Below are 23,713 nucleotides of genomic sequence, written 5' to 3'. Positions count from 1 at the left end.
CTTCGCTTTCCTAATGCAGTTGCCAGCTGTTGGGCAGTTGCGTTCGAGCACCGCCGCTGCTACCACTCCAGCGCAGCTAGCGGCGGCGGTGCAGCGCATTGGCAACGCCTTCATCCAGCAGCCCTCGCGGGTGGGGCTGTCGGTGGGAATCATCAAAGACGGCCGGACTCAGTTTTACAACTTCGGCACCACGGAGAAAGGCAAGAGCCTGACACCAACCAAAAACACGGTGTATGAAATCGGCTCAATCAGCAAAACCTTTGGGAGCTTGCTGCTGGCCAAGGCTGTGATGGAAAAACGAGCGAAGCTGACCGATGACGTGCGAAAATACTTGCCTGGTACCTACGCCAACTTGGAGTTTGCAGGCCAGCCCATTCAACTGCTGCACTTAGCCAATACTACGTCGGGCCTGCCCGACAATTTGCCCGACCACCCGGCGTCCTACCAGCGGGCCAGGCCCGATTCCATTCCTTTTCTGATGGTGGAATCGCTCAAGGGCTACACCAAGGAGAACTTCTTGGCGGACTTGCGCCAAGTGAAGCTGGAAGCTGCTCCGGGCCTCACATCCCGCCATTCCAACACCGCAGCTCAGCTGCTGGGTTACGTGCTCGAAAACGTGTACAAGCGGCCTTTCCCAAAGCTGGTAGCCGAATATATTAACAAGCCACTGCAGCTCAACGCCGCCACCGAAGCGCCGCTGCCTGTGGGTTACAATGAGCACGGCACGCCCATGCCGCGCACCAGCGCAGCTACTATGTATGCCTCGGGCGGCTTGCAGTACAGCGCCGCCGACATGACCAAGTACCTGCAGTACCAGCTCAACGAAAACGATGCCGCCGTAGCCCTGACCCACCGCCCTACGTGGGGCCGACTCGACGAAGAAGCCGTGGGCTTGAGTTGGGTGATGTCGAAAACAGTGGACAGCAAGCGCCAGCTAGAACATACTGGTGGCACCTTCGGCTTCGCCAGCTACTGCGCGGTGTACCCGGAGCTAAAATTCGGCATCGTGCTGCTTTCCAACGAGTCGGACCCCGGCACACAAAGTAGCCTGCGGGCAGTAGCCGAGGAAGTATTGGCGGCTGCTTACGGCACACCGCCAGCCCTGGCCGCCCTGCAAGCCAAACTGCTGCGCCGCAACTTTGCCCAAGCTCCAGAGGCGGTAGCCGCAGTCAAAAAGCAGCACCCCGAACTGCACCTCACCGAAGATTACCTGAACACCTGGGGCTACGCGCTAGTCCAGCAGGGCCAGCCTAAGCAGGCGCTCGAAATATTCAAGTTGAACGTGAGTATGTACCCCAAGTCCTGGAACGTCTACGACAGCCTGGGCGAAACCTACGAGCTGCTGGGCGACCGTACGCTGGCCATCAAAAACTACAAACAATCCTTGGCCCTCAATCCGAACAACAACGGCGCGGCAGAGTACTTGAAAAAAACGGGTTCGGCAGCCAAATAGAGAAACCTGGTGCTGATGCTACTAGCTAGCAAAAGGCCCGCTGTGCTTAGCACAGCGGGCCTTTTTACTTCCAGAGTTTTAGGTCAAGCTAAGCACACCTTACCGCACCACCAGGCGGCTGGTGGCGCCGTCGGTGGCGCGCAACAGGTACAGGCCGGCCGGTAGGCCGCGCACGTCCAGGTGGTCGGTGGCGGTGGGCAGCTGGCGCACTGCGCGGCCCAGTCCGTCGAGCAGGGCGCCGGCCACGGGGCGGCTCAGGCGCACGGCAGCGCCGGGCGCGGCGGGGTTGGGGTAGCAGTGCAGCGCTTCGGGGGCCGGGGCGCCGTTTTTGGCGCTCGTCACCACGCCGCGCAGGCCGATTTGGTACACGGCCACGGTGCTGCTCACCTCGTTGGCCAGCAGCAGGAGCGGGGCGCCGGTGGGGCTGTTGGCAGCCGATACGAAGACGATGCCCTCGGGGCCCTGGTCGCCGGTGCCGGTGGTCAGGCTGCGGTTGTTGATGTACTGCACCAGGCGCGGGTTGGCGGGGTCGTTCACGTTCAGCACCACCACGCCGCCCACGCGCTCCATGCTCACAAAGGCATACACCGTGTCGCGAATCATGCCAATGGTGACGCCTTCCGGCTCGGGGCCTTTGTCGTCGGAGCGGTTTTTCCGGACGGGGTTGCCGGTGGTGTTGCTGGCGTTGAAGATGGCGCCGAAGGCCGCGTCGGTGCTCGTCACGCGCTCCAGCAGGTCGCCGCTGTCGTGCACCAGCACGCCGGTGCCGGCGTTGAGGATGCTGAACGAGCGGCCGCCAAAGGCATAAATCTGGTCGAAGTCGCCGTCGCCGTCGGTGTCGCCCAGCTTGTTGGTCACGTTGAGGCGGCCCAGGGCGCTGGCGTTTTTCAGCAGGGCGGCCTGCGGAAAAGCCGTGGGGTCGAGCACATAGCCGGCATCGCCGAGGCGCACGGCTTCGACGAGGCCGCCGGTGCCTGTATACTCACGGGCGTCGCCTTCGTTGGCCGTGAGCAGGTAGCGGCCCCCGCCCAGGCTGGCGGGCAGGTCGAAGGCGGCAATGGCGTCGGGCTGGCGCATGCCGCGCACCGGCCAGTTAGCCATCAGCACCTCGGCGGCCTGGTCCGAAGCATCGAAGCTGAAGCCGGGCTGGCTGTGGTCTTGGAAGCCCACGGCGCGCAGGCTGGTAAACTGCAGCGTGGTGAGGTCGAGCGTGGCCATGGCGTTATTTTCCTGCAAGCCGATGTAGGCCGTGCGCGAATCGGCCGAAATGGCCACGTACTCCGGCTCCAAATCCTGGGCCACCGAACTGGCCGGTCCGGCCGCCGGCCCGCCATAGATGCGAATGCCCGCCGTGCGCAGGGCCGCGGCCTGGGCGTTGTAGGCGCTGAAATCCAGCGTGCTCACGCGGGCCTGGGTCACGGCCGCGATGCCGCCCGTCATGTCCACTACCGATACCGACCCGATGGGGTCGTCGGAGTACGTGGCGTTGGGCTCGCCCTCGTTGGCCGTGAGCAGGTAGTGGCCGTCGGGCGAGAAGGTTATCATGTCGGGCATGGCGCCCACGGTCACTTGCTTGATGAACGTGCCGTTTTGGTCAAAAAACACGATGCTGCCGTTTTGCTGCGGTGCCGAGTTCTCGATGGCGCAGGCCACCAGCCCGTTGCGCACGGCCACCGAGTTGATGCCGCCGTAGGGCAGGATGTTGATGGAGGCCACCGAGGTAAGCATGCCCGGCGTGGCGAAATTCAGGATGTCGAGCTTGCCGCCCACCGAATTGGCCACGTACAGGCGCTGCGTGCTGGGGTCGTGGGCAATGATTTCGGCCGAGTTGGTGCCGCTGGCGCCGTTTTGGTAGCTGCCCAGTAGGTTCAGCCTGAGGTTGTTGGTGCGGGTGGGCGCCTGCGTATCGTTGTCCTTGATGAACACCATCAACTCCGTAGCGCCGGCCGTCAGGGTGGCATTGGTGGGATTTTGCAGGCGCACCGTGAAGTATTCGGCGGCTTCCGCCGTGGCGTCATCGATGATGGGCAGCGTGAGCGTGGCCGTGGTGCTGCCCGGCGCGAAGGTGATGGTTTGGGTGGTGGCGAAGGTGAAATCGGCGCTGGCCGTGGCCGTGCCCAGCGGCGCCACCACGGCCTGCACCGTGCTGGCCGTGGCGTTGGCATTCCGCAGGCTGAGCGGCAGCGTCACGGTGCCGGCGTTTTCGGTCACAATCAGCGGCGTGGTGGCACCGGTGAAACCCAGGTCGGGCAACACCACGGCGGCGCTGCGGCCCAGGCTGATTTCGTCGAAGGCCACCCAGTCGTCGTTGCCGTTCTGGCGCACGGCCAGGCGCAGGCGGGCGTGGGTGCTGCCGGCCGGCACGGGCACCGCCACGGTGGTCCAGGCAGCCGTGTTTTTGTTGAGCTGCGTGTAGGTGCGCGGCACGGGCCAGGTCGTGCCGTTGTCGAACTGCACCACGTAGGCCAGCGAGTCGGGCGTGTCGAACCCCGTGCTGTTGTACTTGAAGGTAATCGTGTTGGCCGCTGTAGCGCCCGTGGCAATGGCTACCGGCGCAAAATCGAGGTAATGCCAAATGCTCAGGTTATTGGTCAGCGGGCCTTCCAAATCGCGCCCGCCCCACAGGTTGGTGCCAGCCGATGGCGTAGTGACCGTGACGCCGGTGCCGGCCGTGCCGATGGTGGTGAGCACCGACCATTGGTCGGTAGCGGCGAGGTCGTTGTAAGTAGCCGGGGTGGGGGTGAAGGCCCACGTATCGGCGGTGCTGCTTTCGAAACTCTGGGCCACGGACTGGGCTTGGGCGGCGGTGCCGGCAGCGCTCATAGCCAGCGCGAAGGCAATGGAAAGGCGAGAAGAGTAAGGGTGTGAGGGCATGGAAGAGGGCTGGGTGAATAATCAGCCAAAACTATTGCCGCCTCATTACCTCAACATTACAAGCGAGTTACCGAATTGCGGGGGCCTGTTTCACCCGTCGTGCCCAAATTTTTTTCAGCACCTTGTAACGCCTGTGCCAAACTCCGGTACTCCTTTCAACTCACCCCCAACATCCCACCCGTGACTGCCACGAGTACGAGCGACGAAGAACTGATGGCCGCCGTGCGCGCCGATGACCTGGACCAACTCGTGCCCTTGTTCGAGCGCTACCACGGGCCCTTGTTCAACTACCTCACCCGCCTCACCAACGACCGCGAAACCAGCGAAGACCTCACCCAAACCGTGTTCGAGCGCATCCTCAAATACCGCAGCAGCTACCAGCCCACCCAGCCCTTCAAGGCCTGGGTGTACCAGATGGCCCGCAACGTGCACGCCGACAACTGGCAGCGCCAGCAAAAGCTGCGCGCCGCCGATGCCGACGTGGAGGACGTGGAGCGCACCGGGGCCCTGCGCGGCGCGGCCTTCTCCCAAATGCGCGTGAACACCCATCACGACGACCTGCACGAGGCCCTGAGCCTGCTGCCCACTCCGCAGCGCGAAATCCTGGTGCTGAACCGCTTTCAGGGGTTCGGCTACGAGGAAATCGGGAAGCTGCTGGGCTGCACCGCCGAAGCCGCCCGGGTGAAAGCCCACCGTGCCCTGCAGGCGCTGCGCAAAATCTATTTCGCCAATTAAGACCATGAAAACGCCCGAACTATCTGCCTGCCACGAGCTCGAAGCGCTGCTGCCGGCCTACGTCGAGCGCAGCCTGTCGGCCGCCGAGGCCGAGCGCGTGGCCGCCCATTTGCCCGCTTGCCCCACCTGCCAGCTGCAGGTAACCCAGCTCCGCGCTCTTTCCGACGACTTGGACGCAGCCCTGCCCGAAGTGCCCCGTACGGCATTGCGCGCCAATTTCATGGCCATGCTGGAGCAGCAAAAGCAGCTGCTGAAACCCGAAGCGCCGGTGGCGACGGCCCCGGTGCAGCCCGAGGCCAAGGTGGTATCGATGTGGCCCACCGCCCTGGCCAATACCTGGATGCGCGTGGCGGCCAGCATCGTGCTCATTGCCGCCGGTGTGCTGCTGGGCCGCAACCTGAGCTGGAACAGTGGCAGTGCTAATAGCGTGGCCACGAATAGCAAGCCGGCCCCCGTAGAGTTAGCCCAGTCCATGCGCCAAGCCTCGGCCAGCGACCGGATTCAGCTGGTGACCAACACCAGCAAGCAAACCGAGCCCGGCGACCCCACCGTGCAGGTGCTGCTCAACACGCTCAACTTCGACGCCAACCCCAACGTGCGGCTGGCCGCCTGCGAGGCCCTCTACCGCCTGCGCCAGGACCCGCAAGTGCGCGAAGGCCTGGTACACTCGCTCGCCATCCAAACCGACCCCAACGTGCAGATTACGCTGATTGATATGGTGGTGGCCATGCGCGTGCGCCGCGCCGTGCCCCAGCTCGAAAAGCTTTCCAAGCGTCCTGATGCCTTGCCGGTAGTGCGCGCCCAAGCCGAGGCCGGCATTGGCAAACTGATATAGTCACCCTCGTTTCTCCACCCTTTTTCTCCCTTTTTTCTGCACGCGGCGCCGCAGCCCGGCGCCGTGCCAGGACATCACTTGCTTAATTTTTTTACTCTATATGAACAAGTTCTTACTGCTCGCATTGGCGGGCGCACTGGCGGCCCACACGGCCCAGGCTCAAGAATACCGGACCAAACTCGGCGGCAAAGACCGCAAAATCGTGCTCGAAATGTCGGGCAGCGACGTGACCGTGGAAGGCATCGACGGCAACGACCTGGTGATAAAGGGCAACGGATTTGAGGAGGCGCCCAAGCGCGCCGAAGGCCTGCGGCCCATCTACAACTCGGCCGTCGACAATACCAAAATCGGCCTTTCGGTGACGCAGACCGACAACACGGTACGCATTGTGCGCGCTTCGCGCAAAGAGGCCGACTACGTGATTCAGGTGCCGCGTAACGCGTCGGTGCAGTTCATGCAAACCAACTGGAACGGTGGCGACGTGACCGTGCGCGATGTGGCCGGCGACCTGGAGCTGAGCGTGAAAAACGGCGACATCAAGCTCACCAACGTGACCGGGCCCGTGGTGGCCAACACCGTGAGCGGTGACATCCAGGTGCGGTTTGCGCCCATGCGTCAGGGCCCCAGTTCCATCTCGACGGTGAGCGGCGACGTGGACGTGAGCATGCCCTCGAACACCAAGTCCACGCTGCACCTGCGTTCGGTATCGGGCGAGGTGTATACCGACTTCGACCTGAGCCTCGGCAGCAAGGGCGACAACATGCAGCACATTGGCGGCCAGGTGGTGGACGGCACCATCAATGGCGGCGGTAATTCGGTGTCGCTCAAGACGGTGAGCGGCGACATTTTCGTCCGCAAAGCCAAGTAGGGCACGGCTTCAGCCGAACCCTGAAAACCGGTCATGCCGCGCCGCGCGCTGCATGACATATACACGGCGACAGCTGTGTCCTACTCTCCACCTTCCACTTCTGCAAAAACCATCCCCATGCGCCGCTTTCTTCTCTTCTTCCTCACGCTGCTGGCTATGGCCGGCACGCCTTCGGCCTTCGCCCAAAAAATCATCGAAAAAAGCGTGGACCTGGCCAAAGGCCAGCGCCTCTTCCTCAACCTGAAGCAGGCCAGTAGCATCCGCATTCGGGCGGGCGCCAGCGGCAAAATGACGCTGAAAGCTTCGGTGAGCATCAACCAGAACCGCCTCAACGACGCCCTGCTGCTCGGCACCGAGCAGAGCGGCGACGAAGTGAAAGTGACGTCGGAGTTTGATAAGGAGATGCTGCGCAAGGCCGAGCCCGGCGACTGCCCCGCCGGCGGCTCGTACTACGGCGATACCTACACCTACCGCAGCGATGGCAAAACCCGCGACGGCGAAACCTACCGCCAGGTGTGCGCCGTGATTGAATACGACATCACGGTGCCGGCCGATGTGAGCCTGCGCGTGAGCACCCTCAGCGGCAACATCGACATCGCGGGCCTCACCGGGCCCATCGAGGCCAAGTCGCTGAGCGGCTTCGTGGACGTGGCCTGGCCTGCCACCCTGGGCGCCGAGCTGGCCCTGAAAACCATCACCGGCGAGGTATACACCGACCAGGACATCGCCTTTTCCTCGGAGCCCCGCAAAAACCCCATCGTGGGCTACCAGGTGCGCGGCACGCTGAAGGGCAGCGGCCCGCTCGTCAAGCTCGAATCCATCAGCAACGACGTGTATTTCCGCAAGCGGAAGTAACCATTCCACACAACGGGAGTTTCCGCGCAAAAGGAGGCCTGTCTGGCTTTCTGCCGTGGAAAAATATGCCTGCAAACAAGCCCTTCGGGCGAAAGAACTAAGCAACGGGAGTGGGGCAACACGGGGGCGCTGGTCTGCAAGCTGGCGCTCCGGTGCCAGCGGCTACGGACTGGTTTTGGTGAGTGAAACCAGCCTGCAAAGTCCGCCCTGCTCCCGTGCTTTTTTCTGCTGCGCAAGCAACTCCACGGGCGCTGAATGCTCCTTGTTGTCCTTTTCTCTGCTGTCCTATGTGCCCCACCTTTTCTCTGCGTTCCTTCATTCTGCTGGCTCTGCTGGCCATATCCTGGCCGGCGGCCCGGGCCCAGGCCCCCGCGGCCGCGCCTGCTTCTGCCGCCGCGGCTGCGCCCAGGCGCCAGTTGCAGGCCGTGCGCATCACGGAGGCGCCCAAGCTCGACGGCCTGCTCGACGAGGCCGTGTGGCAGACCGCGCCCATTGCCACCCAATTCTACGAATACGAGCCCAAGCCGGGCGGGCGGGAAAAATACCCCACCGAGGTGCGCGTGCTCTACGACGACGCGGCCATTTACGTGGGCGCCGTGATGCACGACATCTCGCCCGATTCGGTGCTGCGTGAGCTCAGCGCCCGCGACAACCTCGGCAATTCGGACTGGTTCGGGGTGTTTTTCGACACGTATAACGACCACCTCAACGGCTACGAGTTCATTGTCTCCTCTGGTGGCGTGCAGCTCGACGCCCGCATGTCGCCCACCAACGGCGAAGACGGCAACTGGAACGCCGTGTGGGACTCGCGTACCGCCCTGCGCGGCACCGACTGGGTGGCCGAACTGCGCATTCCCTATTCGGCCATTCGCTTCAGCAGTGCCGCGGAGCAGGTGTGGGGCCTGAATTTCGGGCGGCAGCGGCGCGTGACCCGGCAAAAGTTTTTCTGGACGGAGGTGAAGCCGCAGGTGAGCGGCTTCGTGAACCAGTGGGGCCTGCTCACCGGCCTGAAGGACCTGAAGCCGCCGTTGCGCCTCTCGCTCACGCCCTACGTGAGCACCTACGTCAACCACAATCCGCTGAATGCCGAAGGCACCAAGCGCACCACCACCAGCTTCAACGGCGGGGCTGACCTCAAGTGGGGCATCAACGAGAGCTTCACGCTGGATGCCACGCTGGTGCCCGACTTCGGGCAGGTGCAGAGCGACAACCAGGTACTCAACCTCTCGCCCTTCGAAGTGCAGTTCAACGAGAACCGGCCGTTTTTTACGGAGGGCACCGAGCTGTTCAATAAGGGCAACCTGTTTTATTCCAGAAGGGTGGGGGCCACGCCCGTCGGTTTCTACGACGTGAAAACCGGCACCAATGAGCGCATCGTGCGCAACCCCTCCGAAACGCCGCTGCTCAACGCCACCAAGGTGTCGGGCCGCACCGGCAAGGGGCTGGGCATCGGCGTGTTCAACGCCCTGAGCAACGATGTGTACGCCACCATCCGCAACCGGGAAACGGGGGAGGAGCGCAGCGTGCTCACGCAGCCCTTCGCCAACTACAACATCGTGGTGCTGGACCAGAGCCTGAAAAACAACTCCTACGTCTCGCTCATCAACACCAACGTGACCCGCGCCGGCGCCACCTACGACGCCAACGTGACCGGCGGCCTCTTCCGCTTCGCCAACAAGGCCAATTCCTACGCCGTCGACGGCCGCGTGGTGTACTCCAGCCGCCGCGGCCAGGTGTTTGGCAAAGACGAGGCAGTGTCCGACCGCGAGGGCTTTAAATACCAGGTTGGCGTAAGCAAAATCTCGGGCAACTTCACCTGGTACGCCAACCACGGCATCGAGTCGAATACCTACAACCCCAACGACCTGGGCATTCTGTTCGGCAACAACAACATCTCGCAGGGCCTGGGCGCGGCCTACCGCATCTACAAGCCGTTTTGGAAGGTGAACAACTTCTCCGTCTTCAGCGAAATCAACCATTCGCTGCTCTACAAGCCCACCTTGTACCAGTCGTTCGGCTACTACCTCGGCGCCAACACCACCTTCACCAAAAGCTTCAACCAGTTTGGGTTCGATTTCAACCTCGACCCCGTGACGCACGACTTCTACGAGCCGCGCGTGAGCCCGCTGGGCTCCAAATATGTGCGCGTGCCCGGCAACGCCCGCATCGTGCTGTTTGAGAACTCCGACACGCGGAAGAAATTTGCCTACGGGTGGAACTTCGGGGTGCAGCACTACAATTTGGACGAGCGCCTGCCCCGGGCCCGGCGCACGGGCTACAGCTTCGGCCTCTACCCGCGCTACCGCGTGAATGACCACCTCACCTTCCGCTACAGCATCGACTGGAGCCTGTACCGCAACCAAATCGGCTACGTGAACGGCGGTATGGACGGCGCCGAACCGCTTGACCAACCCTTCCTGGGCCAGGTCATTCTGGGCCGGCGCGACGTGGCCACCGTCTCCAACGTGGTGTCGACGGCCTACACCTTCACCAACCGCATGTCGTTCACGTTGCGCCTGCGCCACTACACCAGCAACGTGCACTACCGTGACTTCTCGGCCCTGGGCAACGACGGCGACGAAAAGCTGGTGGACTACCGCCGCAACCGCGACAACACCTACAACGCCTTCAACGTCGACGCCGTGTACTCGTGGTGGTTTGCGCCCGGCTCGCAGGTCAGCATCGTCTGGAAAAACGCCGGCTCCACCTTCCTGCAGGCCGAAGAAGCCACGCCGCTGTATTTCGACAATTTCAACAACACCATCAACACGCCGCACAACAACTCGGTGTCCGTCAAGGTGCTCTACTACCTCGACTACCTCACCCTGCGCCGCACCCTGAGCGCCCGGTAGCCCATTTTGCGTCACGTAAAAAAAGGCCCCCTGAAGTGCTTCAGGGGGCCTTTTGCTTGCGGGTGAAGGACGGCTATTTGTTCACCATCAGGCGCTGGGTGCTGGTTTGGCCGCCGCCCACGTACTGGCAGAGGTAGAGGCCGGCGGGCCAGCGGCTGGCGTCTACTTCCAGCTGGTACTCGCGGCCGCCCACGGCCGGGCCCTCAAACAGAGTAGCCACCTGCACGCCCATCTGGTTGAAGACGCGCACCGAGGCCACGCCCGACACCGGCGCTTGGAAGTTCACCGTGGTGGTGCTGGCCACCGGGTTGGGGAAGGCCGTGAGCACCACATCGGGCAGCACGGGCGCCGGGATGGAGCCGCCAGCGTTGGTGTTGCAGCTGCCCAGCAGGTCATTGTGCGTCGAGCCGGGGCCGATGTGCGCCGGCACGGCGTTGGGCGAGATGCAGATTTCGTGGCCGTTGTGGCACACCAGCACCTTGGGGTTGTTGTCGTTGTTGCCGCAGCGGGCCTCCACCACGTTCAGCGTCACCGAGGCCGAGGCCGTGCAGCCGCTGGCGTTGGTGGCCGTCACGGTGTACACGTACTGGCCCGCGCTTCTGGGCGCAAACACGGGGCTGGCGCTGGTGGGGTTGCTCAGGCCGGCGGCCGGGCTCCAGCGGTAGCTGGTGCCGCCCGTGGCGGTGAGGGTGGCCGTTTGGGGGCCGTAGCCCAGGAAAATGGTGTTTGGCAGGCTTCTCACCGGTACGGCCCCCACAATGCTCACCGTGATGGCGGGCGCGGCGGCGGGCGCGGGCTGCGCGAGGGTGGCCTGGGCCGTGGCGGTGCAGCCGTTGGCGCCGGTCACGGTCACGGCGTAGGTGCCGGCGGCCAGGCCGCTCAGGTTCTGCGTCGCGGCCCGGAAGCCGTTGGGGCCCGTCCAGGCGTAGGTGGCGGGGGCCGTGGCCCCGGTCACGGCCAGCGCGATGCTGCCGTTGGCCGCGCCCGCGCAGGTGGGGTTGGTGGCCGTGGCGGTGGCGGCCACCGAGCAGCCCGCCACGTTGATGGTGAAGGCCTGCATCACGCGGCCGTAGCTGTTGCCGTGGTGGTAAATATCTTCGGCGTCCAGCGTCACGGGGTAGGCGCCGGCGCGCGTGGCCGTGCCGCTAAGGGTGGCCGTGCCGTTGCCGTTGTTCACGAAGCGCAGCCAGGAGGGCAGGGTAGTGGCCAGCACGTCGAGGCGGTCGCCGTAGGGCAGGTCGGGGTCGGTGGTCGTGATGGTGTACACAAACGACTGGCCCACCGTCAGCGCCAGGTTGGCGGGCTGCGAAGTGAAGGAAGGCGCTGAGTTAATCAGGAGGTTGAGCGTGTGCGTGGCCTGCTGGTTGCTGGCGCTGCGGGCCGTAAACGTTACGGCGTGCGGGCCCCAGTCGGCGGCGGCTGGCGTCCAGGTTAGTTGGGTGCGCGTGGGGTTGCCCTGCGCCGTGGGCCACCCTGAGGAGAATGCCATGGCCGGCACAGTGCCCGTTGCGCCTACAATGCTCACCAGGTCGGCGGCATTGGGCGCCGAAGCTTGCACCGCCATGCTGAGGTTCGTGCCGGGCGTCACTTGCATCAGGCTTTGGTTGGCCGGCGTAGGCGGAACGTCAAATTGCGGCCGGGTGCTCACTTCTATCGTCACCGAAGTAGAAGTTTGGACGCCGGTCAGGTCGCGGGCTACGAAATAGACAACCGAAGTACCAAGGTTGGCCGCAGTAGGCGTCCACGAAAAGCGACTCTGCACGGGGTTGCCGCTCACCGGAAAAGCCGGCGCCGTAGTAGCAGTGAGCGGCAGGCCAAAAGCTTGCAGGCGCACGGTGTCACCGGCATCGGCATCGGTGGCCCGCACCCCAAAGCTCAGCGTCTGCCCGGGCGCCAGCCGGTACACAAAGCCATTAGGCGGCGTCACGCTGTAGTCGAAGACGGGCGGCGTAGACGACGCCGTGATGCTGATAATGAAATCGACCAGAATGCTCGTGCGGCCGTCACTCACCTTCACAATGGCATTGTAGAGTCCGCCCACGGCCAGCCCCGTCGTGCTGAGGCTTACCCGTCCCGTGTTGGCGTCCACGGCCAGGCCCGGCGCGTTCACAAACGCATTGCCGTTGAGGTCGGCCGCCGTGGCCAGCGAAAACGTAAGCGGGTCCCCGTCGGGGTCGCTGGCCGGCAGCAGAAAAGACGCATTGGCCTGCCCGGTGGCCAGGTTAACCACCGGCGAGAGCGTCGACACGGGCGAGTTGTTGCCGGTGCCGACGTTGATGGCGCTGCTCACGTACCACGCCCCGTTGGCGTTGTTGACCAGCGTGCTCAGGCGGCAGCAATCCGTGAACGAAGCCACAAAATCGCCCGTCGTGGCGTAGGTGTGCACGATGTTGGTTTCGCCATAAAAAACTTCTCCGGCCACGTCCACGGAAGTCACCACCAACGTGATGAGGCTGCTGCTGCCGTCGCCAAAATCAAGCTGCTCCGCCGGTAGCGTGGAGCCCACCGTGACCTGAGAAAAGGCGGTGGCGCTGCGCCGGTAAGCGCGGCTCACCTTGAATTCAATGGTGCGCAGGCTGGGGTCTGTGGCTACCGTGCGCCACGTAAGCGAGCTATACCGGTAATGGCTGGCGCGGGCCGGGCGGGCCGCGCCCAATCCAAACAGCAAGCACAGCAGCAGCACGCGCCAGCCCGTCCACCGCGACCACCGGCCCGGACCCCATGCCAGGGAATCCAACTTGTTTCCAGCAAAGTCAAAATGTTTCATATGGGTAAAATTTGAGTTTGATGTGAAATATGAATTTTAAAAGAAAAAAGAACTGAAAAATATGACTATGTCCAAGGTCGTTTGATTGGAATTTTCATATCATATTCTTTTCTGAATGCCATAATAGCAATTATGCGAGGGTATAATTCAAATGTATTGAATTTAGTGTGCCTTTCAAACGAATATGATATATTATTTACCGCTTCTTGAAACTGATATTTAACTACTGGGTTTTGTTATATTTTGGTTGGCGTATAGATAGGTCGGGTTACGCCGCAGTGGTGCTGGCTAAAACTTCCCGAATTGTCCGACCTTTGCCGGGCCTTTCGTTTTCCTGCTGTATGCCGGCTTCCTTTACCCCCCAACTCCGCACCGTGGCCGTGACGCGCTACGTGACCCCGCTCCGAGAGGGCGGCTCCCTGCCGGCCCTGGTCGAGGCCGACGACGGCTTTCTGTATGTGGTGAAGTTTCGGGGGGCGGGGCAGGGCGTGAAGGCCCTCATCGCCGAGCTGATAGTGGGCGAGCTGGCCCGGGCCCTGGGCCTGCGCGTGCCCGAACTGGTGTTCTGCGAGCTCGACGAGGCTTTCGGGCGTACCGAGCCCGACGAGGAAATTCAGGACCTGCTGCGCGCCAGCACCGGCCGCAACTTGGCCCTGCACTACCTCTCCGGCGCCATCACCTTCGACGCGCTGGTGACCACCGTCGACGCGCGCCTGGCTTCCCAGATTGTGTGGCTCGACTGCCTCACCCTGAACGTGGACCGCACGCCCCGCAACACCAACATGCTGATGTGGCACAAAGAGCTCTGGCTCATCGACCACGGCGCGGCCCTCTACGCCCACCACGCCGGCCCTGAATGGGCCGCGCCCCGCCCGCGCTCCTTCCCGCAGGTGAAGGACCACGTGCTGCTGCCCCAGGCCAGCGAGCTGGCCGCCGCCGACGCCGACGGCCGCGCCCGCCTCACGCCCGAGGTGCTGCGCGCCATTGTGGCGCTGGTGCCCGACGAGTGGCTCACCAACGGCGACGCCCCCGCCGCCGCGCAGCGCGCCGACTACGTGCGCTTTCTCGAAGCCCGCCTCGCGGCCTCCGAAACCTTTGTTCAGGAAGCCCAAGCTGCCCGCCATGCACTTATTTGAGTACGCCGTGCTGCGCGTGGTGCCCCGCGTGGAGCGCGAAGAGTTCATGAATGTAGGCGTGGTGCTGCTGTGCCGGGCCCAGGGCTTTCTGCAGGTGCGCTGCGCCGTGTCCGAAGCCCGCCTGCGCGCCTTTGCCCCCGGCCTCGACCTGGACGAGGTGGCGGCCCGCCTGCACGCCTTCGAGCGCATTTGCCAGGGTCGGGCCACCGGCGGCACCATCGGGCAGCTGCCGCTGGCCGAGCGGTTTCGCTGGCTCACGGCAATGCGCAGCACCATTGTGCAGACCTCGCCCGTGCACCCCGGCCTGTGCGCCGATGCCGGCCACACGCTGGCGCGGCTGCTGCAAGAGCTGGTACTATGAGGTGAGAGGTGAGAGGCGGCTGAGCACGTGATTTGCCACCGTGCCTACGGTTGGGCTTGGGCCAAAGCAGGCCCGGCGCGCCCGGTGGCGGCCTCCGCAAATTCGTTACTTTCGTGCTGACCACTACCCCTGCCGCCGCCCCGGCCGCTGGGTGGCCGGGCCGAGAGGCGCTGCGGGCAACCACCGGGTCGTTGGGCAAGAACGGTAGTGGGCCCGTCCGCAATGAACGCCATTCCTTACGCTGCTTCCGCGCCGCCCGCCGCCGATTCGCTCTATCAGCGCATCGTGCACACCATGCCCTGGGCCGTGCTTGTGCTGGGGCCCGACGGCCTCCTCCGCCTCGTCAATCCGCTGGCGGCTGAGCTGTTGGGCCGCCCCGGCGAAGCCTTGCAGGGCCAGCCCCTCGCCCAGGCCCTGCCCCCCGACTTTCCCGACGCCCTGCGCCAGGCCTTGCTCGCTGCGCTGAGCGGGGCCCAACCCGTGAAGGGCGAATATTTCCTGCCCCACGCCGGGCGCTGGATTGAAATGACCACCCAGTCGGGCCCCGACGAGTTATTGGTGTATTGGCAGGACGTGAGCCTGCGCGTGCGGCAGCACCAGCAGTACCGCGCCCTGGCCGACCACACCCCCGACGCCGTGGTGCGCTGGGGCCCCGACCTGCGCCTGCTGTACGGCAACCCCGCCATGGCCGCCGAAGCCAGCCGCCCCCTAGCCGAGCTCCTAGGCCTCACCATGGCCGAGATGGGCGCGCCGCCCGAGCAAAGCGCGTCCTACATGGCCAAGCTGCAGCGTGTGTTTGCCACGGGCCAGCCCGAGGAGCACTACAGCCAATACGACATGCCGAAGGGCCCGGTCTTTTTTCACTCGCTGCTGGTGCCCGAAGTGCACAACGGGCAGGTGCAAAGCGTGTTGGCTTTGGCCCACAACGTGACCGAGCTCAAGAGCGCCGAAACCGAGCTGCGCACCAGCCGCGACCTGCTGGCGGCCATTTTCGACAGCTCTTCACTGGCCATTCAGATGCTGCGCAACGTGCGGAACGAGGCCGGCGACCTTGTCGACTTCGACTTTGTGCTCACCAACGCCGCCGCCGACGCTATGGCCGGCCGCCGTGTGGCCGGCACTCGCTGCCTCGTCGACTGGCCCCACACGGTGGCGTCGGGCTTGTTTGAGCACTACGCCAGCGTGGCGCGCACGGGCCAGCCGCTCGACTTTGAGGACTGCTACCGCGGCGACGGCGTCGACTCCTGGTTCCGGTATACGGTGGTGCCCTTCCACGATGGGTTGCTGGTGACGGTGGAAGACATTGGGGGGCGCAAAAAGGCCGAGCTGGCCCTGCAGGAGGCGCACGCCCAGCTCAACGCCCTGTTTGAGGCTGTGCCCGTGCAACTGGGCTACTTCCACGCCGTGCGCGACGAGGCGGGCCAGCTGGTCGATTTGCGCTCGGCCGCCGTCAACCAGTCCCTGACCCAGGCCATTGCCACGCCCGTGCCCGTCCACGAGCTGGTGAGCGCCCAGCTGCCCGGCCTGCGCAAGCTGCCGGTGTGGGAAATCATGCGTGCGGTCATCGAAACCGGCCGGCCCCAGCGCCTGGAGCTTTACCACGACTTTGGCCAGGGCGGGCGCTGGTTCGACGTGCAGTACACCCGCCTCGACGACGGCCTGATTTCGGCGTCGCTCGACATTACGCCCCGCAAACAGCTGGAGCAGTCCCTGCGCGAAGGCCAGGAGCTACTGCACACCGTGTTCAACGCCAGTCTGGCCAGCTTCGAGGTAATGAAGAGCGTGCGCGACGCCAAGGGACAACTCGTCGATTTTGAATGGGTGCTCACCAACGAAGCCGCCCAGCGCCTGCTGCAGCGGCACGACGTGGTAGGCCGCCGCCTGCTGGAAGAAGAGCCCGGCGTGGGCCCCAGTGGCGTGTTTGAGCGCCTGCGCCAGGCGGCCGAGCAGCAGCAGCCCGTCGATTTTGAGGTGCCTTACCCGCACAACGGCACCGAGGCGTGGTTTCACGTGGCGGCCACGCCCCTCGGCGACGGCCTGGTGGTGACCTGGCAAGATATCACGGCCCGCCAGCAGGCCACCGCCGAGCTGCTGCGCCTGCAACTGGTGCAGCAGCAACAGCTGGCCAACGCCGTGCTGGAGGCCCAGGAAACCGAGCGCCGTCGCATTGCCGAAAGCCTGCACAACGGCTTGGGCCAGCTCCTCTACGCCGCCCAGCTGCGGCTCGACCAGCTGTCGGTAGCTGCCGGGCCCGCCGCCTTTGCCGACGGCAAGCGCCAAACGGTGCAACTGCTCAAAACTGCCATTCAGCAAACCCGCTCGCTTTCGCACCAACTCATTCCCACCATCCTCGAAGACTTTGGCCTGGTGGCCAGCGTGCGCGACATCTGCCAGCGTCTCACCACGCCGGGCGGGCCGCAGTTTACCTGCGTGGCCGGCAGCTTTCCCGAAGTGCCGCCCGCCCTGGAGCTGGCCCTGTTCCGCATGGCCCAGGAGCTGGCCAACAACATTGTGCGGCACGCCGGCGCCACCGAGGCCTCGCTGCAACTGGCCGAGCGCGACGGCTTCCTGCTGCTGCAGGCCGTCGACAACGGCCACGGCTTCGACCCCAACCTGCCGCGCCCCAACAGCAGCGGCCTCAAAGCCCTACGCGACCGGGTGCGCCTCCTCGACGGCCGCCTGGCCATCGTCTCTGCCCCGGGCCACGGCACCCAGGTCAGCATTCGCATTCCCAGCACCGCCCTCAACAGTCTGGGCAAGTAAAATATTTATTGCGGGGCAATTAAAAATACGGCCGCCGCCCATCAAGTTTGCTGCGCAATGCGGGCCGCTGGTGAACTCACCCAACGAGAGGGGCGGTACTGTCTAAAACCGAAAAACCCCGCCTGCAAGCTGCAAACGGGGTTTAAAGTGGAGATGCAGGGATTCGAACCCTGGTCCAGACAAGGAAATTGGCGTGCTTTCTACGTGCGTATCCAGACTTGAATTTTCGAGGAGCCTCAGGCGTCAGTCAGGCCCTTGAGTTTCCCTTAGCTGCAGTTGAGTTTCGCCCCCGCATCACAGCTCTGCGGAGGCTATTTTCTACTTACGACGCTCCGAACTCCCAGGTGTAGAAACTTACCCGGGCGGAACGATGACGTTACCTAATTCTAAACTAGGCAGCCATGGCGTACGAATAGTCGCCGGGTGTTTTTCGATAGATTTTTTGACAGGAGAGCTTCCATCAACTCCTGGCACGCTTACCCGCAATTTGCGCAAGCTGTCAATTCCGGTCATCCCCAAATGGTAAAGAACGATTTCCGCCGAAGCGGGCCGCGAAGGTACGCGGTGAAGTTGAAACGATGGGGGAGCAGGGAAGGTTTCCGGCGGTTTAGGTGTTTGATAGGTAGGCAGATTGGGAGCGTCGGAATAAAAGAACGTCATGCTGAGCGCAGTCGAAGCATCTCTACCGCTTCGTTGCAAGCAGTGAATTAGTTACGCGGTAGAGATGCTTCGACTGCGCTCAGCATGACCGTTGCGGTAACGTCAGTTGGTCCCAAACCTGCCCGATTTCCCTTCCAAAGCCGCCCGTTTCTGGGTAACTTTGTAGACAGAACTTATGGATAATTTCGTCGTTTCGGCCCGCAAGTACCGTCCTTCCACGTTTCGCAGCGTGGTGGGGCAGCAGCACGTCACCACCACGCTGCAAAACGCCATTCAGAGCCAGCACCTGGCTCAGGCGTTCCTGTTTTGCGGCCCCCGGGGCGTGGGCAAAACCACCTGCGCCCGCATCCTGGCCAAGACGATAAACTGTACCAACCTCACGGCCGAAACCGAGGCCTGTGGCACCTGCGCCTCGTGCGTGGCCTTCCAAGAAAACGCCTCCTTCAACGTACACGAGCTCGATGCGGCGTCGAATAACTCCGTGGAGGACATTCGCTCGCTGGTGGAGCAGGTGCGCTACGCCCCGCAGGCCGGCAAGTACAAGATTTACATTATTGACGAGGTGCACATGCTCTCGAATGCGGCCTTCAACGCGTTTCTGAAGACGCTGGAAGAACCGCCGAGCTACGCCATTTTCATCCTCGCCACCACCGAGCGCCACAAGATTATTCCCACCATCCTGTCGCGCTGCCAGATTTTCGATTTCAGCCGCATCAAGGTAGAGGACATGCGCGGGCACCTGCGCTACGTGGCCACCCAGGAAGGTGTATCGGCCGAAGACGACGCCCTGCACCTGCTGGCCCAAAAAGCCGACGGTGGCCTGCGCGACGCTCTGTCGATGTTCGACCAGATGGTGACCTTCGGCGGCAACAACCTTACCTACAAGGAGGTGGTGCAGAATCTGCACATCCTCGATTACGACTACTACTTCCGCCTTGTCGACAGCCTGCTCACCGAAAATCTCTCGGCCGCCCTGCTGCTGCTCGATGAGGTGATGCAGAACGGCTTCGACCTGCACAACTTCGTGGTGGGCACCGCCGAGCACCTGCGCGGCCTGCTGGTGTGCAAAGACGCCGTGACCGTGCAACTGCTGGAAGTGTCCGAGGGCATCCGGCTGAAGTACGTGCAACAGGCTCAGGCCGCGCCGCTGGCCTTCCTGCTTTCGGCTCTCAACCTCATCAGCCAGTGCGACCGGGAGTTCAAACAAGCCAAAAACCAGCGCCTGCACGTCGAGTTGGCCCTGATGAAGCTGGCCTACTTAAATGGCGCTGTGCAGTTCGTTCGCGAGCTAAGCCCTGCCGGAAACGGCGAGGCTAAAAAAAAAACTAGCAGCTTAAGTAACAGCGAAGCGCCGGCCACGCCGGCGCCCGCCAACAACGGCAGCAACGGCCACGCCCAACCCGCCCCGATAGCCGCGGGAGCTACGCCGACAGCTTCGCACGCAGCGCCCGCTGCCTACGCCACCGAGTCGCCGGCCGCTCCTTACGTATCGGCGCCTCGCGCTGCGCCGGCGCCGCTGCCCATGCCGGCCGGGGCGCCCGTGGCCACCGGCCCCGCCCCGGCCGATGGCCCCGAGCCGCTGCCCATCGAAAACGGCGTAGACGAGCTGCACGACACGCCCAGCATCGAGAGCGAGCCCACGGCGGCCGTTACCGAGCGCCACCAGATGCGCGACACGCTGCCGCACGTCGAAATTGGCGTGCCCAGCTTTGAGGGGGTGGAGCCCGCCCCACGCCCCACGCCCCAGGCCGCCTTTGCCAAAATTCCCAGCCTGACCGGCAGCAAGCTGCCCAGCCTCAAAAGCCTCAGCAGTCGCGCCGCGGCCACCGCTGCAAACACGGCCGCCCTGGCCGAGCCCCAGACCAGCAGCGGCCCGGTGGCGCCCGTCGACCCCGCCCTGCTGGAGCGGGTGTGGAAGGAACTGGCCGAAGAGCGCCGCGCCCAGGACCGCATGAGCGAATTCTGGGTGCTGAACCGCCCCGTGGTGGCCGACGCCGACCACACCATCGAGCTGGCCGTCGACAACCCCATTCAGGTTGACCAGTTCAACGAAATGCGGGTGGAGTTTCTGGCCGAGCTGCGCCGCCGCACCGGCAACTCCCGCCTCAACGTGCAGCCCGTGGTGAGCACGGCCGCGCCCACGGCCCGTAAGCTCTACACGTCTTCGGACAAGTTTGAGTACCTGGCCGAGCGGTTCCCGGCGTTGCGCGAGGCCAAGCAACGTCTGGGCCTGGAAGCCGACTTTTAAGGAAAAGGGTAGGATGAAGTAGAGACGCGACACTGCGCGTCTCAGCATCCGCGCCGTCGTGGCACCGCCACAATGCAAGCCGTTCAACGACGAGATGCGATGTGTTGCGTCTCTACAGCTCAGGAAAATCCCGCAAACGTTTGGGGAGAAATGCGCTGGGCGAACCGTTGCTTGGTTCCGGGCGGAATAATCTGCCAAGATAAGACGAAAATTCGTTTTGTATTCCCCTATCAGCCAGCTACCTTTGTTTTTTGAATCCCCCAGCTACCCGCTTACGCCTTTCGTGAAAAACAACTTTTTGCTGCTGTTTCCGGCCCTGGCAGCGCTGGGACTTGCCACTCAGTGCCAATCAAGCAAGCCAGTTACGACTGCAACAGTTGCACCCACTGTAGCGCCTGCTTCCGCTCCCGCCGCCCCCAAAGAATACCGCTACGAATCGGTGCCCGGCGACCCACTGGGCGTGCGCATCTACCACCTGGACAACGGGTTGACAGTTTACCTGTCGGATTACAAGGATGCCCCGCGCATCCAGACCTACCTGGCCGTGCGCGCCGGCTCCAAGAACGACCCCGCTACCGCCACCGGCCTCGCGCACTACCTCGAGCACATGGTGTTCAAGGGCACTTCGCAACTGGGCACGCAGGATTGGGCCAAGGAAAAAGTAGAGCTCGACAAGATTGAAGCGCTGTACGAAGTATACCGCGGCCAGCGCAACGACCCCGCCGCCCGCAAGCGCACCTACCACCAGATTGACTCGATTTCGGGCGTAGCGGCTAAGTACGCCGTGCCGAACGAGTACGACAAGGTAATGGGAGCCATCGGCGCGAAGGGCTCCAACGCCCATACCTCGAACGAGGAAACGGTGTATCAGGAAGACATTCCCAGCAACCAGCTGGAGAAGTGGGCCGCCATCCAGGCCGAGCGCCTGCGCGAAATGGTGCCGCGCCTGTTCCATACCGAATTGGAGGCCGTGTACGAGGAGAAGAACCGCGGGCTGGACTCAGACTTCAACAAAGAGTTTGAGGCGCTGAATGGCGCGCTCTATCCCACGCACCCCTACGGCACGCAGACGACCATCGGCACGATTGAGCACCTGCAAAACCCGTCCATCACGGAGATTAAAAAGTATTTCGGCCAGTACTACGTGCCCAACAATGTGGCGCTGTGCCTAAGTGGTGACCTAGATTTTGACCAGACCATTCGGCTGATTGATAAATATTTCGGCGCCATGCCGAGCAAGCCGGTGCCGGCCTTCAATGCACCAGTAGAAGCGCCCATGACGGCGCCCATCACCAAGGAAGTGCTGGGGCCGCAGTCGGAGAACGTGATGCTGGGCTACCGCCTGCCGGGCAAGGCCTCGAAAGACGGTGTGCGGCTGCGCATGTTGGATAAAATCCTGACCAACGGCCAGGCCGGCCTCATCGACCTCGACCTGAACCAGCAGCAGAAGGTGCTGCAAGCCGCCTCGTTTACGGACCTGAACGACGACTATTCCACGCACGTCATTTACGGCACGCCGCGCCAGGGGCAGAAGCTGGAGGACGTGAAAGCGCTGCTGCTGGGCGAGCTGGCTAAGGTGAAAGCCGGCAACTTTCCTGATTGGCTGATTCCGGCCATTATCAACAACGAAAAGCTGGAGCGCACCAAGAGCTACGAAAGCAACGAGGCCCGCGCCAGCGCCATGTACGAGGCCTTTATCGAGCGCATCGACTGGAAGGACTACCTGCAGCAGCAGGACGATTTCGGCAAAATCACGAAGGCCGAAATCGTGAAATTTGCCAACGACCATTACGGCCAGAACTACGTGACCGTGTTCAAGCGCACCGGCACCGACCCAAACAAGGTGAAGGTGGTGAAGCCCGCCATCACGCCCGTGCCGGCCAACCGCGACGCGGCCTCGGCTTACTACAAGCAACTCACGGCCATGCCCAGCACGGAGCTGCAGCCGGTGTTTGTGGATTACAAAAAGGACATCCAGGAAACCGAAATCAAGCCCGGCCTGCCGCTGTACTACACGCACAACGCCGAAAATGGCCTGTTCAATCTGTATTATGTGTTCGACCTGGGCAACAACCAGGACCCGCGCTGGGGCTTGGCCGCCGACTACCTGCAATACCTCGGCGCGGGCCAGTACTCGGCCGCGCAGCTGCAGCAGGAGTTCTACAAGCTGGGCTGCTCGTTCAGCGTGAACAGCGGGGCCGACCGCACCTTCGTCACACTCAACGGCCTCGACGCCAATCTGGAGCCAGCACTCCGGTTATTTGAGCAACTGCTGAACGCGCCCAAGCCCGATGCTGCCGCCCTGAAAAATATGGTGGCCGGCGTGCTCAAGCAGCGCCAGGACGCCAAGCTCGAAAAGCGCGTGATTCTGAATCAGGCGATGGTGAACTACGTGAAGTACGGCCCGAAAAACCCCTTCACCAACATCTTGAGCGAGAAAGAGCTGAAGGCGCTGAAGCCGGAGCAACTTACCGCTCTGATTAAGAAGCTGCCGACGTATCAGCATCGGGTGCTGTACTATGGCCCGCGTGCCCAAGACGCTACCGTGGCCGTGCTAAAAGCCGACCACCGCACGCCCGCCAAGCTGACGCCCGCACCGGCTGCTAAAGACTTCGCCGAGCAGCCGCTGAAGGACAAAAAGGTCTATTGGGTGGACTACAACATGGTGCAGGCCGAAATCCTGTTCCTGACCAAGGGCGACCTGTATAGCAAGGACCTGGCCCCCACGGTGGCGCTTTATAACGAGTATTTCGGCGGCGGCATGGGCAGCATCGTGTTTCAGGATTTGCGCGAGAGCAAGGCGCTGGCCTACTCGGCCTACTCCGGCTACTCGAACGCCGACAAGCTGGGCCGTTCCAACTACAACCTGAGCTACATCGGCACCCAGAGCGACAAGCTACCCGAGGCCATGGCCGGCATGGAGGCGTTGCTAACCGACATGCCCGTGGCCGATGCCAACCTGGAAATCGCCAAAAACGCCATCCGCAACAGCATCAGCACCGAGCGCATCACCAAGGGCAACATCCTGATGAGCTACGAACGGGCCAAGCGCCTGGGACTGGATTATGACATCCGCCGCGACGTATACGCCAGCACCCAAAAGATGACTTTCGACGAGCTGAAGAAATTTCAGCAAGCCAAGATTAAGGGACAAAACCAAGTTATTCTTGTTATTGGCTCCAAAGACCGACTAAACTTTAAGGAGCTGGCCAAGTATGGCCAGGTGCAGCAGCTCACGCTGAAAGAGATTTTCGGCTACTAATACCCAGTTGTCAGTTGTTGGTTGTCAGTTGTCAGGCTGATAGC

13 protein-coding genes and 1 other RNA gene are annotated in these 23,713 nt (G+C 63.1%); 11 read left to right on the top strand and 3 right to left on the bottom strand.

Annotated features, from left to right (window positions below):
* Nucleotides 1–13 precede the first annotated feature (13 nt).
* The gene (locus tag MUN81_RS19100) at nt 14–1,453 is read left to right on the top strand and encodes a serine hydrolase (RefSeq protein ID WP_245113415.1); all 1,440 of its coding nucleotides are present in this window, start codon (nt 14–16) and stop codon (nt 1,451–1,453) included.
* 99 nt (nt 1,454–1,552) lie between these two features.
* Here the strand turns inward: MUN81_RS19100 and MUN81_RS19095 are convergent, their stop codons facing one another.
* Entirely contained in the window at nt 1,553–4,327 is a 2,775-nt protein-coding gene (locus MUN81_RS19095; RefSeq protein WP_245113413.1) for a choice-of-anchor I family protein, read from the bottom strand.
* Between the two features lie 180 nt (nt 4,328–4,507).
* Here MUN81_RS19095 and MUN81_RS19090 point away from each other — a divergent pair, with 180 nt between their 5' ends.
* From MUN81_RS19090 to MUN81_RS19070, 5 genes are all read left to right on the top strand, one after another.
* Nucleotides 4,508–5,062, top strand: coding sequence for an RNA polymerase sigma factor (locus tag MUN81_RS19090; protein WP_245113407.1), 555 nt, complete (start codon nt 4,508–4,510; stop codon nt 5,060–5,062).
* A 4-nt stretch (nt 5,063–5,066) separates the two neighbouring features.
* Nucleotides 5,067–5,897, top strand: a complete 831-nt coding sequence (locus MUN81_RS19085) for a HEAT repeat domain-containing protein (RefSeq protein ID WP_245113405.1) — start codon at nt 5,067–5,069, stop codon at nt 5,895–5,897.
* A 100-nt stretch (nt 5,898–5,997) separates the two neighbouring features.
* On the top strand, nt 5,998–6,765 hold the full coding sequence (locus tag MUN81_RS19080) for a DUF4097 family beta strand repeat-containing protein (protein ID WP_245113403.1): 768 nt from the start codon (nt 5,998–6,000) through the stop codon (nt 6,763–6,765).
* A gap of 117 nt (nt 6,766–6,882) precedes the next feature.
* Nucleotides 6,883–7,620, top strand: coding sequence for a hypothetical protein (locus MUN81_RS19075; protein WP_245113400.1), 738 nt, complete (start codon nt 6,883–6,885; stop codon nt 7,618–7,620).
* A gap of 287 nt (nt 7,621–7,907) precedes the next feature.
* Nucleotides 7,908–10,472 (top strand): DUF5916 domain-containing protein, encoded by a 2,565-nt coding sequence (locus tag MUN81_RS19070; protein WP_245113398.1) that lies wholly within the window; start codon nt 7,908–7,910, stop codon nt 10,470–10,472.
* A gap of 73 nt (nt 10,473–10,545) precedes the next feature.
* On the opposite strand, the gene MUN81_RS19065 is transcribed toward MUN81_RS19070, so the two are convergent.
* Complete coding sequence (locus MUN81_RS19065; protein WP_245113396.1) at nt 10,546–13,239, bottom strand: T9SS type A sorting domain-containing protein; 2,694 nt, start codon at nt 13,237–13,239, stop codon at nt 10,546–10,548.
* Between the two features lie 341 nt (nt 13,240–13,580).
* On the opposite strand from MUN81_RS19065, the gene MUN81_RS19060 reads away from it, so the two are divergent.
* From MUN81_RS19060 to MUN81_RS19050, 3 genes are all read left to right on the top strand, one after another.
* Nucleotides 13,581–14,375 carry a HipA family kinase gene (locus tag MUN81_RS19060; protein ID WP_245113395.1) on the top strand — a complete coding sequence of 265 codons (795 nt, stop codon included), beginning with the start codon at nt 13,581–13,583 and terminating at the stop codon, nt 14,373–14,375.
* Nucleotides 14,353–14,736 (top strand): DUF3037 domain-containing protein, encoded by a 384-nt coding sequence (locus tag MUN81_RS19055; protein WP_245117416.1) that lies wholly within the window; start codon nt 14,353–14,355, stop codon nt 14,734–14,736. Before MUN81_RS19060 ends, MUN81_RS19055 begins: the two co-directional genes overlap by 23 nt.
* A gap of 222 nt (nt 14,737–14,958) precedes the next feature.
* Nucleotides 14,959–17,499, top strand: a complete 2,541-nt coding sequence (locus MUN81_RS19050) for a PAS domain-containing protein (protein WP_245113390.1) — start codon at nt 14,959–14,961, stop codon at nt 17,497–17,499.
* A gap of 145 nt (nt 17,500–17,644) precedes the next feature.
* Here the strand turns inward: MUN81_RS19050 and ssrA are convergent.
* Nucleotides 17,645–18,016: a transfer-messenger RNA gene (ssrA, locus tag MUN81_RS19045) on the bottom strand.
* Between the two features lie 318 nt (nt 18,017–18,334).
* On the opposite strand from ssrA, the gene MUN81_RS19040 reads away from it, so the two are divergent.
* Nucleotides 18,335–20,407 (top strand): DNA polymerase III subunit gamma/tau, encoded by a 2,073-nt coding sequence (locus MUN81_RS19040; protein ID WP_245113388.1) that lies wholly within the window; start codon nt 18,335–18,337, stop codon nt 20,405–20,407.
* A 244-nt stretch (nt 20,408–20,651) separates the two neighbouring features.
* Entirely contained in the window at nt 20,652–23,669 is a 3,018-nt protein-coding gene (locus MUN81_RS19035; RefSeq protein ID WP_245113386.1) for a M16 family metallopeptidase, read from the top strand.
* Nucleotides 23,670–23,713 lie beyond the last annotated feature (44 nt).

It is taken from the genome of Hymenobacter sp. 5317J-9, from assembly GCF_022921075.1.
Taxonomy (GTDB): domain Bacteria; phylum Bacteroidota; class Bacteroidia; order Cytophagales; family Hymenobacteraceae; genus Hymenobacter.
Note: the sequence above shows the minus strand (reverse complement) of the source record. Positions and strands in the feature narration are given on the sequence as shown.